Raw genomic sequence first — 14,523 nt, 5'->3', positions numbered from 1 at the left:
GCGGTAGGAGGGCGGGGGTGAGAGCAGGCGCCAGTCCGGGCTCAGGCCGACTTCTCTTGTGGGCCCGATAGGGCCTCTCCCGGGGGAGACTCCAGCCGACGGATGAGCTTCTCGAGGATGCGGAAGAGCGCCTTGCGGTCGGTGGTGTCCAGCATGCCCAGCATGTGGACCACCGCCTGGAACATCAACCGCTCGAGCTTCTGGTAGGTCTTCTGCCCCTGTTCCGTCAGGCGACAGCGCACGACGCGGCGGTCCAGGGTGATGCGCTCGCGCTGGACCTGGTCCTCGCGCTCGAGCCGGTCCACGACGCCAGTCACCGTCTTCTCCGTTACCCCGAGCCTTCGCGCCAACTCTCCCATGGTGAGCATGCCGTCCTGCCCCAGCCACAGCAGCGCGTGGACCTGGGGCGGGGTGAACTGCATCTCCTCACAGGTGCTGGCAATGGGGTCACGGAGCGAGCGGCGCCTCCCTACCGAATACAGGAGTTGCTGGAGCCGCGTCGCATCGTTGGTGAGATCTTCCTCTTTGGGGATATTCCGCGACACGGAATTTTCTTTACCGAGCGACCCGAGGCGGGTCAATGGAATCTCCCCTGTCGCCCCAGAGTGCTTGACGAAGCGCCTTACTCCAGAAGAGGAACCTCCCCATGCGAACCATCCTGCTTGCCCTGCTGCTCACCGTCTCACTGCCCGCCCTCGCCGCCGAGAAGGTCCTGGTGTTCGCCGCGGCGAGCACCACCGATGCGCTTCAGGAGATAGGTCGTACCTACATGAAGGAGAAAGGTGTGACAGTGGAGTTCTCCTTCGGCGCCTCGAGCGATCTGGCGCGGCAGGTCATCGCGGGTGCTCCCGCGGACGTATTCCTCTCAGCCGACACGGCGAAGCTGGAGCAGGTGGAGAAGGCGAAGCTCGTCCAGGAGGGCAGCCGGGTGGATCTGCTCTCCAACCGGCTGGTGGTGGTGGTGCCGACGGACTCGAAGCGGAAGGTGGGTTCCGCGGCGGATCTGCGTGAGGTGAAGCAGCTGGCGCTCGCGGATCCGGCGGCGGTGCCCGCGGGCCTCTACGCGAAGGCCTGGATGGAGAAGGCGGGCGTCTGGAAGGACGTGGAGCCTCGGGTGGTGCCCGCGCTGGATGTGCGCGCGGCGCTCGCCGCGGTGGAGACGGGCCGGGTGGACGCGGGGGTGGTGTACGCCACAGATGCGGCACAGTCGAAGCGCGTGCGTGTGGCGCTCACCATTCCAGAGGCGGACGGACCTCGCATCGTGTACCCGGCGGCGGCCCTGACGCAGGGCAAGGCCTCCGCCGCGGGGCTCGCCTTCGTGAAGTATCTGCAGGGTGAGGCGGCTCGGCGCGTCTTCGAGAAGTACGGCTTCATCGTCCTTCCCCAGAAGCCGACGCCGTGAGCGAGGGCGAGTTGCCGCTCGTCGCCTTCTCGCTTGGAGTGGCCGCGCTGGCCACGGCCATCATCCTTCCCTTCGGCGTGGCCGTGGCGTACGGGCTGGCCCGTTGGGAGGGAGCGGGCAAGGGCCTGATCGAGACGCTGCTCTCGCTGCCCCTCGTGTTGCCGCCCACGGCGGTGGGGTTGGTGCTGCTGGAGTTGCTCGCGCGCGGCAGCCCGGTGGGCCAGGCGCTGGATTCGCTCGGTGTGGAGGTGGTGTTCACCCCCAAGGCCGTGGTGCTGGCGAGCGCCGTCATGGCCTTCCCGCTGCTGGTGCGCTCGGCACGCTCGGGCTTCGAAGAGGTGGATCCGCGGCTGGTGGCGGTGGCGCGGACGCTGGGGGATTCTCGCGCCCGGGCCTTCTTCCGGGTGACGCTGCCGTTGGCCTGGCGCGGGGTGCTCACGGGGACCGTGCTCGCCTTCTCGCGGGCCCTGGGCGAGTTCGGCGCCACGGTGATGATCGCGGGCAACATCCCCGGAAGGACCCAGACCCTGGCGCTGGCCATCTTCCACCGCACGCAGCTCGGGCAGGATTCCGAGGCGCTCCGGCTGGCGGGCATCGCCACGTTGATCGCCTTCGCCGGCATCTACACCACGGAGCTGCTGGCCCGACGCCGCGAGGCTCGAGCGCGCGCATGATCGAAGTCTCCTTGAGATTGCCGCTGGCGCGCTTCCCGCTGGAGGTGGAGGCGCGCTTCAGCTCGGCCTCGGTGGCGGTGATGGGCCGTTCGGGTTCGGGGAAGACGTCCCTGCTGGAGTCGCTCGCGGGGCTGCGCCGTGGGGCGCGGGGACGGGTGGCGGTGAGGGAGCGCGTGCTGCTGGACTCATCCTCGGGGGTGGACGTGCCTCCCGAGGCGCGGCGCATGGGCTATGTGCCCCAGGACTCGTTGCTCTTCCCGCACCTCACGGCGAGGGAGAACGTTCGTTTCGGTGTTCGCAAGGGCCAGCCCTCGCGCGTGGACGAGGCCGTGGCCCTGCTCGAGCTGGAGCCGTTGCTGCACCGCTACCCGGCCACGCTCTCCGGTGGTGAGCGGCAGCGCGTCGCGCTTGCGAGGGCTGTGGCCACGGATCCGGCGCTGCTGCTGTTGGACGAGCCGCTGGCCGCGCTGGATGTGGCGCTCAAGGAGCGTGTGTTGCCCTATCTGCTCCGCATTCGGGACGAGGCCCGCGTGCCGATGCTCTACGTGACGCACCAACTGGGCGAGGCGCGGGTGCTGGCGCAGGAGGCCCTGTTGCTGGAGCACGGACACGTGCGCGCCGTCGGGCCCGCGGACTCGGTGCTGGCGGGAGCCACTCGTGGGGTGCTGGGGATGGAGGCGGAGGAGAACATCCTGGAGGGCACCCTGGAGCGGCCAGCGGAGGGAGGGCTGAGGTTGCGTGTGACGGATGGGCTCGGGCTTTGGGTGCCGGATGGGCCAGAGCTGACCGCTGGAGCGCGTGCCGCCTATGCGGTGCTCGCCGAGGACATCCTTCTGTCCACGGGCCCGCTCACGGGCATCTCCGCGCGCAACGTGTGGGAAGGAGCGGTGCGGCGGATGGAGGAGGCTGGCGTGGGAGATCGGGTCCTCACCGTGGAGGTGGCTGGGGCTTCCATCGCGGTGAGGGTGACGGATGCAGCAGTGCGCGAGCTAGGAGTGACGAGCGGTGCTCGTGTGTTCCTCGCGGTGAAAACCTCCGCGTGCCGCCGGCTCCAGTGAGCCTTACTGCGCGCCCCAGAGCCAATGGATGTGGCTCTGCCGTGACACGCGCTGCAGAGCCTCGACGGAGATGGCCGTGTCACGCAGGTTCACCTGTCGCAGGTGGCTCATGCGCTCGAGCACGGGCAGCCCGGCCTCCGTGACGTGCGTCCGGGCCAGCACGAGCACCGTCACGGATTCTGGGAGCAACGTGAGTCCGGCGTCGCCGATGGAAGTGTTTGCCAGGTTGAGGACGGACAGACTGAGCAGTCGGGCGACATCCTCCATCCCCGCATCCGTCACGCGTGTCCCATCGAGGAGCAGTATCTCGAGCGCGGGGAGGAAGGAGAGTGCCTCCAGGTGGGCATCAGTCGTCGGAGTGCCCGACAGGTACAGCGCGGTGAGCCCCGTCTTCTCCACCATGAGGGTCAGGTGCCTCGGAGCCGGGAGTTCCACGCCGCGAAGCGAGAGCCGGTGGACGCCCTGGGTGCGCAGAAGATCCGCGAGGGCTCGTGCTTCCTCGTCCGTCCGGACGGGCGCGGAGGGTTCCACGAACCAGGCGCCCTCGGGTAACGAGACCGTGCCAGGCGGGAGGGGCAAAGTGCCCCATGGCTCGGTTGCGCCGCCGGGAAGCTCGCGGAACACGCGGACCTCGACGTGCGGAAGCACCGGTCCGGGCAGGGGTGGCGGCGGCGGCAACGGGTTTTGAAGTGGAGCGGAAGCGCACGCTGTCAGCAGCAGCGCGGTGAGCATCCGCCGTGAGGAGCGCTGAGGCATGTCGATCCCACGAGCGAGGAGCGAGTCCACGTGGCACTCTACGTGTGATCGCTGTCCGGTGTCGGAGGTTCGTATGTCATTCTCAGGACAGAGGGTGGCGGCATGCGTCCAGGGGACCCCAAAGCCCGTCGCGCCAGTCGATTCCATTGCCGTCCTTGGTTAAGGGGCACTCTTCCGTAGGAGACTCATGCACAGCGCATCCACTTCGGGTCCCTCTCCTCTTCTTCGCGCCGTGGGTCGCGCGCTGCCTCCGCACTACGCGACACAGGAGCAGCTCATCAGCGCCTTCCGCGAGCTGTGGGCCCGGAAGCACTTCAACCTGGAGCGGCTGGAGGATCTGCACCGCGCGGTGAACGTCTCGGGCCGCTTCCTGGCGCTGCCCATCGATGCGTACCACCCGCTCGTCTCCTTTCAGCAGCGCAATGACGCGTGGATCCGCTCCGCGGTGGACATTGGCGAGCAGGTGGTGCGTCAAGCGCTCGAGAAGGCAGGGCTCACCCCGCGGGATGTGGACCACATCTTCTTCGTGACGGTGACGGGGCTGGCGGTGCCGAGCATCGACGCGCGGCTGGCCAATCGGCTGGGTTTCCGCGAGGACATCAAGCGCACGCCCCTGTTCGGTCTGGGGTGCGTGGCGGGCGCGGCGGGTGTGGCTCGGGCGGTGGACTATCTGCGGGCGTACCCGCGTCACACGGCGCTCGTGCTCTCCGTGGAGCTGTGCTCGCTGACGCTGCAGCGCGAGGACCTGTCCATTCCGAACATCATCGCCTCGGGCCTGTTCGGCGATGGCGCCGCGTGCGCGGTGCTGCAGGGCGCGGAGGCGAGCGGGCCGGGGCCTCGGTTGATGGGCTCGAAGGCCGTGTTCTACCCGGACACCGAGCGCATCATGGGCTGGGACGTCGTGGACACGGGCTTCAAGGTGGTGCTGTCCGCCAAGGTGCCTCAGTTGGTGCGCGACAATGTCCGCGCCAACGTGGATGGGTTCCTCGGGGAGCATGGGCTGAAGCGCGCGGACATCCGGCACTGGGTGGCGCATACCGGCGGCCCCAAGGTGTTGCAGGCCTTCGAGGAGAGCCTGGAGCTGCCGGGCCAGGCGCTGGCTCGCTCGTGGGCGTCGCTGAAGGAGGTGGGCAACCTCTCCTCGGCCTCGGTGCTCTTCGTGCTGGGCGAGACGCTGGAGTCCCAGGAGCCTCGGCCGGGAGATTGGGGCGTGATGATGGCGATGGGGCCGGGCTTCTGCGCGGAGTTGGTATTGCTGCGTTGGTGAGCAGGATTGTTTCTGGGGGTGCGCCGTGGCTGAGCTGGAACACGAGGTGGTTGCGGAGATCCGCCGCATCCTCGGTGAAGAGCTGGAGTGGAAGGGCTCCGTGGAGCCCACGCATGATCTGCTGAAGGATCTGCAGCTCGACAGCCTGGGGCTGACGGTGCTGGCCGTGGGGCTGGAGAACCGCTTCCGGGTGAAGCTGTCCGAGGAAGACTCGGTGGGCATTGCCACGGTGGCGGATCTGGCGAGGCTGGTCTCCACCCGCGTGGTGGCTTCTCCGGAGGTGCGGTGATGCGAGGGCCTGCACTACCACCGGTGAGGTACGCCACCGTGACGGAGATGCTCACGGCCACGGCTCGCTCGGAGATGGGGCTCACCTTCGTGGATGCGTCCGAGCGCGAGACGGTGGTGAGCTGGGCGGAGGTCCATCGTCGCGCCCGGCAGACGGCCGCGGGGCTGCAGCGCCTGGGTGTGGCGGAGGGGGATCGCGTGGCCATCCTCCTTCCCACGTCTCTTGGATTCATGGATGCGTTCTTCGGGACGCTGCTGGCAGGCGCGGTGCCGGTACCGCTCTATCCGCCGGTGCGGCTGGGCCGGCTGGAGGAGTACCACCGCTCCACGGCGAGGATGCTGGAGGTGACGGGCGCGGCGGTGGTGCTCACGGATCTCAAGGTGAAGTTGTTGCTGGGCGCCGCGGTGGAGGCGGCTCGGCCGAGATTGGGTTGCCGGACGGTGGACGAGGTGTCTCGCGGAGACGATGCGCTGACTGTGAGCGTCCGGCCCGAGGCGCTGGGACTCATCCAGTTCTCCTCGGGCTCGACGGTGGATCCGAAGCCGGTGGCGCTCACCCACGCGGCGTTGATGGCACAGGTGGCCGCGTTGGAGGCTGCGAGTCCATTGCCTCCGGGGACTCCGCCAGTGGGGGTGTCCTGGCTGCCGCTGTACCATGACATGGGGCTCATCGGATGCCTGCTCGCGGCGCTGTACTACCCGGGCAATCTGGTGCTGATTCCTCCGGAGGTGTTCCTCGCGCGGCCGGCGCTGTGGCTGCGGGCGCTCTCCCGGCATAAGGGCTTCATCTCTCCCGCGCCGAACTTCGCTTATGGCCTGTGCCTCAAGCGGGTGAAGGACTCGGAGCTGGAGGGAGTGGATCTCTCGTGGTGGAAGCACGCGCTCAACGGTGCCGAGCCCGTGTCGCTGGAGACGCTGCGCCGATTCGTGGACCGCTTCGAGCGATATGGCTTCTCTTCGAGTGCATTGCGCCCAGTGTACGGGCTGTCCGAGGCATCGCTGGCGGTGACGTTCCCTCCGGCGGGAAGGGGGCCGCGCCCGCTGGCGGTGGACGCGGGAGTACTGGCGCAGGAGGGACGGGTAGAGGAGGGCTCACGGGCCTTGGTGTCCGTGGGGGCGCCGGTGGCGGGAGTCGAAGTGCAGGTGCGGGACGAGCAAGGACTCGAATTGCCCGAGAGGAGGGTGGGACGCGTGTTCGCTCGCGGCCCTTCCGTGATGGTGGGGTACTACGGCGACGCCGAGGCCACCTCCCGAGCACTGAGCCCGGAGGGCTGGCTGGATACGGGAGATCTGGGCTTTGTCGCGGGAGGAGAGCTGTACCTCACTGGACGTGCGAAGGACTTGGTCATCATCCGAGGCGCCAACCATGCGCCGCAGGCCTTTGAAGAGTGCCTGCAGGCGGTGGAGGGTGTGCGCGTGGGCTGTGCAGTGGCGCTGGGCTTCACGCCGGAGGGGACCGAGGACGAGGCATTGCTCATCCTCGCGGAGCGAGTAGGCCCGGTGGTGGAGGATGCAACCGTGGAGGAGCGGGTGCGCGCGGCGGTGGTCGCGAACACGGGCGTGCGTCCTCACACGGTGAGGATGCTGGATCCGGGGACGCTGCCACGAACTTCGAGCGGCAAGCTGCGGCGCAGCGAGGCGCTGCGGCTCTATCTGGCGGGAGAGCTGAGGCCTCCGAAGAAGGTGGGCGCGGTGGGGCTCGCGGTGGAGATGGCCCGCAGCGCCCTGGCCTTCGTCCGATCGGAACAGGAAGGCTGACGCGGTTTTCTCAGGGCGCCCGCGTTGGAGGCCAGAGCTCGCCAAGTTTCAGCTCGATGGCATCGAGGGGAGCGGCGCGGATGGCATCGTCCTCGCCGTACACTCCGAGTTCCACCCAGCGGCCTTCGTTCAGCTCGCTGATGGTGAGTGTCCGCGCCTCCAGATCAATGAACCAGAGGTAGCGGATGCCGATGCGAGCATAGAAGGGCCGCTTGATGCGTTGATCGTAGGCGCGCGTCGTGGGCGACAGGATCTCGCAAGCCCAGTCCGGCACGACAGTCCACCGGTCCTGGGGAAGGTCTGCCACCCGCTCGCGGCGCCAGCCCGCGAGGTCGGGAATGAACTCGGGAGAGCCTGCGACCTGGATGCCCGGTTCCACCACGATCCACCAGCCACCGGGACCTCCGCGTCCTCGCTGAAAGGGGCCCCTCAGCTCTTCAATCAGCGCTCCTTCCAGGTCGGAGTGATCAGGACGCGGACGGGCATGCGTGTAGAGCGTGCCCTCGATGATCTCTCCCATGACCGTCTCGGGCAGAGCCTCCAGGTCGGCCAGAGTGGCGGGGCCCTGCAGCTTGCGCGCGCCGTAACCCATAGGAGGAGTCTGGAGACAATACTGGCCGCTGGCAAGCGAGCCCCTGAGGCGCTACCTGCTTCCTGAGCAGACCCTCCCGGCCCGCTTGGGACCAACTTGTATGCTTGTTGGACAGGTTTGTCCCGGCTCCGCCCGAACCGGGCTGGGCTCGCATCCTTCGCTCCGGCCGTTACAGCTTCAGCCTCTTGAAGATGCCCTCGGGGATGGAGCGGATGATGAACATGATGAGGGCCCACTTGGCTGGAACGTAGACCTCGTTCTTGCGCCCGTCCGCCGCGCGGAGGATGCCGCGGGCCACTTGCTCGGGTGAGGCGAAGAGCTTGTTCTTTGGCACGTGGGCCGTCATCGGCGTGTCCACGAACCCGGGCTTCACCGTCACCACCGCCACCCCCGAGTGAGCCAGCCGGTTGCGCAGCCCCTGGAGGAACACGGTCAGCGCACCCTTCGAGGCTCCGTACACGTAGTTGCTCTGCCGACCCCGGTCTCCCGCCACCGATGAGATGACCACCAGCGTGCCTGCCTTCTGCACCTCGAACCGGTTGGCCAGTGCTGTCAGCAGCGAGGCCGCGCTCAGGAAGTTGGTGCGCAGCACCTTCTCCGTCTCCGCCCAGGAGCGCTCACACGTCTTCTGGTCGCCGAGTACGCCATGGGCAATCAACGCTCCGTCCAGCCCTCCGAGGGTCTGTGTCGCGCGCTCCACCAGCGCTTCGTGCGCGGAGAAGTCGTCCAGATCCAGCGCTTGCTGCTCTACCTTGGAGGCTCCACGCGTGGCTGCATCCTTCGCCACCGCATCGAGGTTCGCGGCGTTGCGGCCTACCAGGTACAGCGCTGCCCCACGCGCGGCGAGCAGCCGGATTGTGGCCTGGGCAATGGCGCTCGTGGCGCCGAGGACGAGGACCTTCTTCATATATAAGGAGAGAAGCTCGGGTTCAGAGGGGAACGGCTGCGGGGACGGCGACACCCTCACCCGTTCCCGCTCCCAGGGCAAGAGGCGAGGTGCGCACCGCGGGTATCTCCGTCACCCGGCGCCAGAACGACGACGAGAAGGCAGGATCCACATAGGGCTTGAAGCGCTCCAACCGCGGGAAGTACGCCGCGAAGCTCTCCGCGCTCATCCGCGCGTCCTTCGCCGGGTACACCGCTCCTCCCGCCTCGCGCGTGATGCGGTCCAACTCGGCCAGCAGGCGCAGCGTGCGCTCGCCCCGGTTCGCGAAGTCCAGCGCCAGCGTCACCCCCGGACGAGGGAACGACATCCACCCCGGTGAGGGCACGCTCCCGAACGTCTTCAGCACGTTCAGGAAGCTCGGCACCTCGCGGGCGCTGCGCTCCAGGATCTCCCTCAGCGCGTCGCGCGCGGTGCTCTGCGGCACCACGCACTGGAACTGGAAGAACCCACGCCGTCCATAGATGCGGTTCCACTGGTGCACCGCATCCAGCGGGTAGAAGAACGGATCGTAGTGCTGCAGCCGTGCTCCCTGCTTCAGCAGGTTCACCCGGTAGTAGAGCCAGTTGAACGCCGCCACCGTCAGCCGGTTGAGCGTGAAGCCCGGCAGATCGAACGGCACCGCCAGCCCCGAGGCGCTGTTCAGGTGGCTCTTCTTCAGCGGCAGTCCCTCGAGCTGCGGCGGAGCGAAATTGCCTCGGTAGTACAGCCCGCGCCCCAGCCGCCGTCCCCGCGCCAGCCCATCCAGCCACGCCACGGTGAACTCGTAGTCCGGCTCGGACTCGCGAGACACCTCGAAGAACGCGTCCAGGTTCTCTAGCGGCACCGTCTCCGTGAGCACGAACGGGTTGTGGATGGGCCGCAGCTGCACCTCCGCCCAGAGGATCAGCCCCGTGAGCCCCAGCCCTCCAATGGTGGCCTCGTACCAGTCCCGGTTCTCCTCCGGCGAGCACACCCGCCGGCTGCCATCCGAGCGCAGCAACTCGAACCTCCGCACGTATCGCCCGAACGTGCCGGCCCGGTGGTGGTTCTTCCCATGCACGTCGTTGGCGATGGCCCCACCCACCGTGACGAACTTGGTGCCCGGCGTGACGGGGAGGAACCACCCACGCGGGACGCCCAGCCGCAAAAGCGTCTCCAGGCTCACGCCCGCCTCGCAGCGCACCACCCCCGTGGCCGCGTCGAAGCCCAGCAGCCGATCCAGCGTGGACGTCGTCAGCAGCGTGCCGCCCTCGTTGAGGCACGAATCCCCGTAGCTCCGCCCCAGGCCATGGGGCAGCAGCGAGCCGCTCGAAGCGGGCAGGGCGTCCGTCTGCCAGACGACGGCGTGCACCGCCTGCCGAGAGGCTCGCGGGAATCGTCCCCAGGACTGATGCTCGCTCGTCATACGGACCCGCTCATGTGGCGGCCAGCAGCACCAGGGCCGCCACCACGCCTACCCCGTAGCTCACCTTGTCCCGGAGCGCAAAGACCAGCGGATCCTCGTTCACCAGCCCCCGGTGGGCCAGCAGCCACACCCGGCTCACCCAGTACAGCATCACCGGACACAGCATCCACAGCCGCTCGGGGTGCCCGTAGAGCACCGTCACCTCCTTGCTGGTGATGTAGAACGCCAGCACCAGCACGGAGATGTAGCCCGCCGCCACGCCCAGGCTCGCCAACTGCTCGTAGTCGCTGGCCAGGTAGCCCCGGCCCGGCGTCGCGGTCTCGCTGGAGAGCCGCAGCCGCCGCACCTCGGACAGCCGCTTCACCAGCGCTAGCGACAGGAACAGGAACATCGAGAAGGTGAACAGCCAGCTCGAGGTCGGCACCCCCGTCGCCAGCGAGCCGCCGAAGATGCGCACCGTATAGAGGCCCGCCAGCACCAGCACGTCCATCACCATCACCTGCTTGAGGTGGAGCGAGTAGGCGAGCGTCACCGTGTAGTAGGTGGCCAGCAGCGCGGAGAAGGGCAGCGGCAGCAACAACAGCGACACGGAGAATCCCGCCACCAACAGCACCGGGGCCAGCACTGCCCCCATCTTCACCGGCAGGTCTCCCGAGGCGAACGGGCGCTTGCGCTTCGTCGGGTGCTGCCGGTCCGAGTCCAGGTCCAACAGGTCGTTGAGCACGTACACGCTGGAGGCGCACAGGCTGAAGGCCACGAAGCCCAGCCCGGCCTGCGCCAGCAACTTGAAATCCAGCCCTCGATGCGCCGCCAACGGCGGGACGAAGACGAGGATGTTCTTGGCCCACTGATGCACGCGCAGCGCCTTCACCCACTTGCGCACCCCCGTGCGAGGCGCTTCGAAGACGCGCACCTCGCCCCGGCCCAGCGCACGCACCTTCCGCTCCAGGCCCGGCGAGCCGTGCACCACCAGCGCGCGGCGGGCCTCGCGCCATAGCGCCAGGTCCACCTCTCCGTCCCCCGCGTAGTCGAACTCGGCGTGCGCCTGCTTCAGCCGCGCCAGCTTGCGCGCGCCCGAGAGGTTCACCACCCCATCACTCGCGTACACCTCATCGAAGAGGCCCAGGTGGGCCGCCACCGTCTCGGCGATGCTCTGGTCCGCTGCCGTGGCCAGCACCAGCCGCCGGCCTTGCGCCTTCTCCTCGCGGAGATAGGTCAGCAGCGGCTCGCTGTACGGCAGTCGCGAGGCATCCAGCTTCACCCGGCGCCCCACCTCGGCCTTGAAGGCCGCCTTGCCCTTGAGCATCCACAGCGCCGCCAGCACCAGCAGCAGCGGGTTGCGCTTGAGCAGCACCAGCAGGCTCTCGTGCAGCGTGTCCGTGCGCACCAGCGTCCCGTCGAGGTCGACGACGAGCGGCACGTCCGAGGCCGAGGCCGGAATGGGTGAGGCGGAGGACACCATGAAGGAGCCAGAGGCTAGCGCAGCGAGGGCCGTGCGCACCTTTCCTTCGACGGGGGCGCGAGGCCCGCCGCCAGGGGAGCAGACATCCTCACTCCGGCTGGGCGAGGATCAGTGTCTGCAGCGGCAGGCGCCGGATGGGCTGGGTGCTGACGATGCGATAGCCCGCGTCGTCCAGGAAGCCCTCCACCTCGGCCGGGGTGTACGCCGCCGCCTTCGAGGTGAGGTAATAATGGAGGCCGATGAGCGCCGAGGCGCTGGGCTCTGTCTCCACCTCCTCGCGCAGGTACTCCAGGACAGCGAGCGTCCCCTTGGGCGCCAGCGCGGTGCGCACCCGGCGCAGCAGCGCCACGTTCTGCGCGGGCGACAGGTGGTGCACCACTTGGAACAGCAGCACCGCGTCGTACGGCCCGCCCAGCTCCGCCGTGAGGATGTTGCCCTCTCGGTGCGTCACCAGGTGCGACAGCCCCGCCGAGGCGATGATCTCCCGCCCCACGCGCACGCTGCCCTCCAGGTCCAGCACCGTCGCCTTCAACCCCCGGTGGCGCTGGCACAGCTCCGCCGCGTACCACCCGTGCGCCCCGCCCAGGTCCAACAGGTGCTTCGCCCCGCGCGGCAGCGAAATGGCCGAGGCCACCTCCGGCGCCGCCAGCCGCGCCAGCTGGTGCATGGCGTGGATGTAGTCCCTCCAGCGTGGATCTCCCGCGGCGAACTCGTGGATGTCCACCGACTTGCCGGTGCGCACCATCTCCTCGAGCTGACTCCACCACTCCCACTGGGCGTAGTTGAACTCGATGAAGCCGCCGATGTACTGCGGCGAGCGCGGATCCAGCCAGCGCCGCGCCCGCTCCTCCAGCCAGTAGCGCCCGCGCTTGCGCCTCACCACCTCGCAGGACACCAGGCCCTCCAGCAGCACCCGCGTGCCCTCGGGCGAGAGCTTCAAGCGCTCGGCCAGGGCCTCCGCCGTGGAGGGCCCCTCCGCGAGCGCCGCATACACCCCCAACCTCACCCCGGCCATCATCGTCCGGGAGCTCATCATCCCGAAGAAGACTTCCACCACCGGCATGGGAGCGAGGTTGAACCAGCCCGCCACGCGCTCCAGCAGGTTGTCCGCCTTGAAGCCAAGTCGCACTAACTCCTCCTCCTCCACACCGCCACCAGGCCCAGCCCCGTGAGCACCATCGCGGCCTCGGGGCCCAGCAGGCAGCCCACCCGCTCCGCCTCGCGGATGCCGGTGTACTTGCACTTGCCCTGGTCACAGGAGAAGCGAGCCGCGCAGTCGCTGCTGCTGCGGCAGTTCAAGGGCACCCGGCCCACCCCATCCTCTCCCTCGGGGTTGTCGCGATCGGCGCCGCCCTCGCCCGCCGAGGCATCCGGCGCCGAGGACACCCCTCCATCCTCCATCCTCCCACCGTCCTGGGCCCAGGCCAGGGCGGGTGCTCCCAGCCCCAGGCAGAGCAGCACGGCGACCAGGCAGCGACGGAGGGGGGGCGGAGCCAACATGGGGGGTGGAACCTATCCGCCCGGCGCTCGGGATGCACCCTCCGGGAGCACAGTTTCCTGATCCTGACCCCAGGTTTTGCTAGGTTACGCCCCCTGATGGCCCCGCGAATCCTCGTCGTCGACGACAACCAGGAGCTTCTGTCCCTGCTCACGCAGCTCTTCGAGGATGCCGGCTATGAGGTAACTGCTGCCAGCCGAGGCAGGCAGGCCGTCGATACGGCCAAGAACCAGCCCCCGGCCGCGGCGGTGATCGACATCCTCCTGCCGGACATGATGGGCTACCACCTGGCCGACTCGCTCCGGAAGGAGCAGCCCCAGCTCCCGCTCATCTTCATCACCGGTGTATTCAAGGGTGGGAAGCACGCCATTGAAGCGCGGCAGAAGTACGCGGCGGCGGGCTACTTCGAGAAGCCCTTCGAGGCCCAGAAGCTGCTGGAGGCCGTGGCCAAGTTGGTGCCGCCCGAGAAGAAGGCCCCCCCGGCCGCCAAGTCCCAGGACGCCTTCGAGGTGGAGCTGGACATCGATGTGGAGGAGGAGGGGCCGCAGGACGCCATGGAGCTCACCGGCCGCATCAAGGTGACCGGAGGCGGGAACCTGTCGGCGGAGATCCGCGGCGCCAACCTGACGGCCAGTCCGATGCAGAAGGGGCCGGTGACGGTGGTCCGGCCGCCGCAGCCGGGGCGGCCTCCGGATCCGGTGCCGGCGGGCTCGGGAGGGCCGGGCCAGCGCCGCGGCGAGCTGCGGGACAACCTGCCGTCGCTGATTACGGCGTTCTTCCTCTCGCGCGAGACGGGCGAGCTGGGCGTGCAGCGCGGCAAGGTGAAGAAAGTCGTCTACTTCGAGCACGGCACGCCGGTGTTCGCGCTGTCCAACCTGCTGTCGGACCGGTTCGGGCAGTTCCTGGTGCGGGTGGGCAAGATTCGGCCCGAGCAGTTGCAGGACGCGACGACGGTGGCCACGCAGACGCAGCGGCGCACGGGAGACGTGCTGGTGGAGCGCGGGCTGCTCAAGGACACCGAGCGGCTGTACTACGTGGGCCAGCAGGTGAAGGCCATCATCTACTCGCTCTTCTCGTGGGAAGACGGCACGTACGTGATGAGCTTCAAGGAGAAGGCCACGGCCGAGTCCATCAAGCTGGACTTGCACCCGGCCAACCTGATCGTCCGCGGGGTGAAGAAGCTCTACAAGCCGGAGCGTTTGCGTCGGCTGTTGCGGCCTGAGGATCGGCTGATTCCTGCGGTGGCGCCCTCGTACAACCTCAACGAGGTGGAGCTGGAGCGGTGGGAGGCGGAGCTGCTGCCGCGCATCGACGGCAACCGGACGGTGGCGGAGCTGCTGGCGTACGCGAACCGGCCCGAGCAGGTGGTGTACGGCTTCCTGGTGGCGATGATCTCGCTGGGCATCCTGGACCGGCGCGCGTAGAGGGCCGGGGCTCG

Annotated in this window: 15 protein-coding genes; 7 read left to right on the top strand and 8 right to left on the bottom strand. The window is 68.5% G+C overall.

What is annotated here, in order from left to right; all coding sequences use genetic code 11:
* Positions 1-41: 41 nt before the first annotated feature.
* The gene (locus KY501_RS06115; RefSeq protein WP_224361577.1) at positions 42-545 is read right to left on the bottom strand and encodes a MarR family winged helix-turn-helix transcriptional regulator; all 504 of its coding nucleotides are present in this window, start codon (positions 543-545) and stop codon (positions 42-44) included.
* 101 nt (positions 546-646) lie between these two features.
* Between KY501_RS06115 and modA the strand changes: the two genes are divergently transcribed.
* The 3 genes from modA to modC are packed head-to-tail and all read left to right on the top strand — an operon-like array spanning position 647 to position 3,134.
* Positions 647-1,402 carry a molybdate ABC transporter substrate-binding protein gene (gene modA, locus KY501_RS06110; RefSeq protein ID WP_224361576.1) on the top strand — a complete coding sequence of 252 codons (756 nt, stop codon included), beginning with the start codon at positions 647-649 and terminating at the stop codon, positions 1,400-1,402.
* On the top strand, positions 1,399-2,076 hold the full coding sequence (modB, locus tag KY501_RS06105) for a molybdate ABC transporter permease subunit (RefSeq protein ID WP_224361575.1): 678 nt from the start codon (positions 1,399-1,401) through the stop codon (positions 2,074-2,076). Before modA ends, modB begins: the two co-directional genes overlap by 4 nt.
* Complete coding sequence (gene modC / locus KY501_RS06100; RefSeq protein WP_224361574.1) at positions 2,073-3,134, top strand: molybdenum ABC transporter ATP-binding protein; 1,062 nt, start codon at positions 2,073-2,075, stop codon at positions 3,132-3,134. Before modB ends, modC begins: the two co-directional genes overlap by 4 nt.
* A 3-nt stretch (positions 3,135-3,137) precedes the next feature.
* Here modC and KY501_RS06095 read toward each other — a convergent pair whose 3' ends face one another.
* Positions 3,138-3,920 (bottom strand): leucine-rich repeat domain-containing protein, encoded by a 783-nt coding sequence (locus tag KY501_RS06095; protein ID WP_224361573.1) that lies wholly within the window; start codon positions 3,918-3,920, stop codon positions 3,138-3,140.
* 157 nt (positions 3,921-4,077) lie between these two features.
* On the opposite strand from KY501_RS06095, the gene KY501_RS06090 reads away from it, so the two are divergent.
* The 3 genes from KY501_RS06090 to KY501_RS06080 are packed head-to-tail and all read left to right on the top strand — an operon-like array spanning position 4,078 to position 7,203.
* A complete protein-coding gene (locus tag KY501_RS06090; RefSeq protein WP_224361572.1) occupies positions 4,078-5,157 on the top strand; it encodes a type III polyketide synthase in 1,080 nt (359 codons plus the stop codon).
* Positions 5,158-5,182: 25 nt separating this feature from the next.
* A complete protein-coding gene (locus tag KY501_RS06085; protein ID WP_224361571.1) occupies positions 5,183-5,446 on the top strand; it encodes an acyl carrier protein in 264 nt (87 codons plus the stop codon).
* On the top strand, positions 5,446-7,203 hold the full coding sequence (locus tag KY501_RS06080) for a fatty acyl-AMP ligase (protein ID WP_224361570.1): 1,758 nt from the start codon (positions 5,446-5,448) through the stop codon (positions 7,201-7,203). The genes KY501_RS06085 and KY501_RS06080 overlap by 1 nt, the downstream gene beginning before the upstream one ends.
* Before the next feature lie 10 nt (positions 7,204-7,213).
* Here the strand turns inward: KY501_RS06080 and KY501_RS06075 are convergent, their stop codons facing one another.
* From KY501_RS06075 to KY501_RS06050, 6 genes are all read right to left on the bottom strand, one after another.
* The gene (locus tag KY501_RS06075) at positions 7,214-7,795 is read right to left on the bottom strand and encodes a Uma2 family endonuclease (RefSeq protein ID WP_224361569.1); all 582 of its coding nucleotides are present in this window, start codon (positions 7,793-7,795) and stop codon (positions 7,214-7,216) included.
* A 169-nt stretch (positions 7,796-7,964) separates the two neighbouring features.
* The gene (locus KY501_RS06070) at positions 7,965-8,702 is read right to left on the bottom strand and encodes an SDR family oxidoreductase (protein ID WP_224361568.1); all 738 of its coding nucleotides are present in this window, start codon (positions 8,700-8,702) and stop codon (positions 7,965-7,967) included.
* A 22-nt stretch (positions 8,703-8,724) separates the two neighbouring features.
* Positions 8,725-10,125, bottom strand: coding sequence for an FAD-binding oxidoreductase (locus KY501_RS06065; protein WP_224361567.1), 1,401 nt, complete (start codon positions 10,123-10,125; stop codon positions 8,725-8,727).
* 10 nt (positions 10,126-10,135) lie between these two features.
* Positions 10,136-11,587, bottom strand: a complete 1,452-nt coding sequence (locus KY501_RS06060) for a UbiA family prenyltransferase (protein WP_224361716.1) — start codon at positions 11,585-11,587, stop codon at positions 10,136-10,138.
* Positions 11,588-11,675: 88 nt separating this feature from the next.
* Positions 11,676-12,716 (bottom strand): class I SAM-dependent methyltransferase, encoded by a 1,041-nt coding sequence (locus tag KY501_RS06055; RefSeq protein ID WP_224361566.1) that lies wholly within the window; start codon positions 12,714-12,716, stop codon positions 11,676-11,678.
* Complete coding sequence (locus tag KY501_RS06050) at positions 12,716-13,087, bottom strand: MXAN_6627.5 family MYXO-CTERM protein (protein ID WP_224361565.1); 372 nt, start codon at positions 13,085-13,087, stop codon at positions 12,716-12,718. The genes KY501_RS06055 and KY501_RS06050 overlap by 1 nt, the downstream gene beginning before the upstream one ends.
* A gap of 96 nt (positions 13,088-13,183) precedes the next feature.
* Between KY501_RS06050 and KY501_RS06045 the strand changes: the two genes are divergently transcribed.
* On the top strand, positions 13,184-14,509 hold the full coding sequence (locus tag KY501_RS06045) for a response regulator (protein ID WP_224361564.1): 1,326 nt from the start codon (positions 13,184-13,186) through the stop codon (positions 14,507-14,509).
* Positions 14,510-14,523: the final 14 nt, after the last annotated feature.

Source organism: Hyalangium versicolor (assembly GCF_020103695.1).
Classification (GTDB): Bacteria; Myxococcota; Myxococcia; order Myxococcales; family Myxococcaceae; genus Hyalangium; species Hyalangium versicolor.
This window is presented reverse-complemented; position numbering and strand designations above follow the sequence as displayed.

Excerpts from the sequence above, each read along its gene's own strand:
- modA (WP_224361576.1), top strand. The coding sequence starts at position 647 with ATGCGAACCATCCTGCTTGCCCTGCTGCTCACCGTCTCACTGCCCGCC.
- modC (WP_224361574.1), top strand. The coding sequence starts at position 2,073 with ATGATCGAAGTCTCCTTGAGATTGCCGCTGGCGCGCTTCCCGCTGGAG.
- KY501_RS06090 (WP_224361572.1), top strand. The coding sequence starts at position 4,078 with ATGCACAGCGCATCCACTTCGGGTCCCTCTCCTCTTCTTCGCGCCGTG.
- KY501_RS06080 (WP_224361570.1), top strand. The coding sequence starts at position 5,446 with ATGCGAGGGCCTGCACTACCACCGGTGAGGTACGCCACCGTGACGGAG.
- KY501_RS06075 (WP_224361569.1), bottom strand. The coding sequence starts at position 7,795 with ATGGGTTACGGCGCGCGCAAGCTGCAGGGCCCCGCCACTCTGGCCGAC.
- KY501_RS06070 (WP_224361568.1), bottom strand. The coding sequence starts at position 8,702 with ATGAAGAAGGTCCTCGTCCTCGGCGCCACGAGCGCCATTGCCCAGGCC.
- KY501_RS06065 (WP_224361567.1), bottom strand. The coding sequence starts at position 10,125 with ATGACGAGCGAGCATCAGTCCTGGGGACGATTCCCGCGAGCCTCTCGG.
- KY501_RS06060 (WP_224361716.1), bottom strand. The coding sequence starts at position 11,587 with ATGGTGTCCTCCGCCTCACCCATTCCGGCCTCGGCCTCGGACGTGCCG.
- KY501_RS06050 (WP_224361565.1), bottom strand. The coding sequence starts at position 13,087 with ATGTTGGCTCCGCCCCCCCTCCGTCGCTGCCTGGTCGCCGTGCTGCTC.
- KY501_RS06045 (WP_224361564.1), top strand. The coding sequence starts at position 13,184 with ATGGCCCCGCGAATCCTCGTCGTCGACGACAACCAGGAGCTTCTGTCC.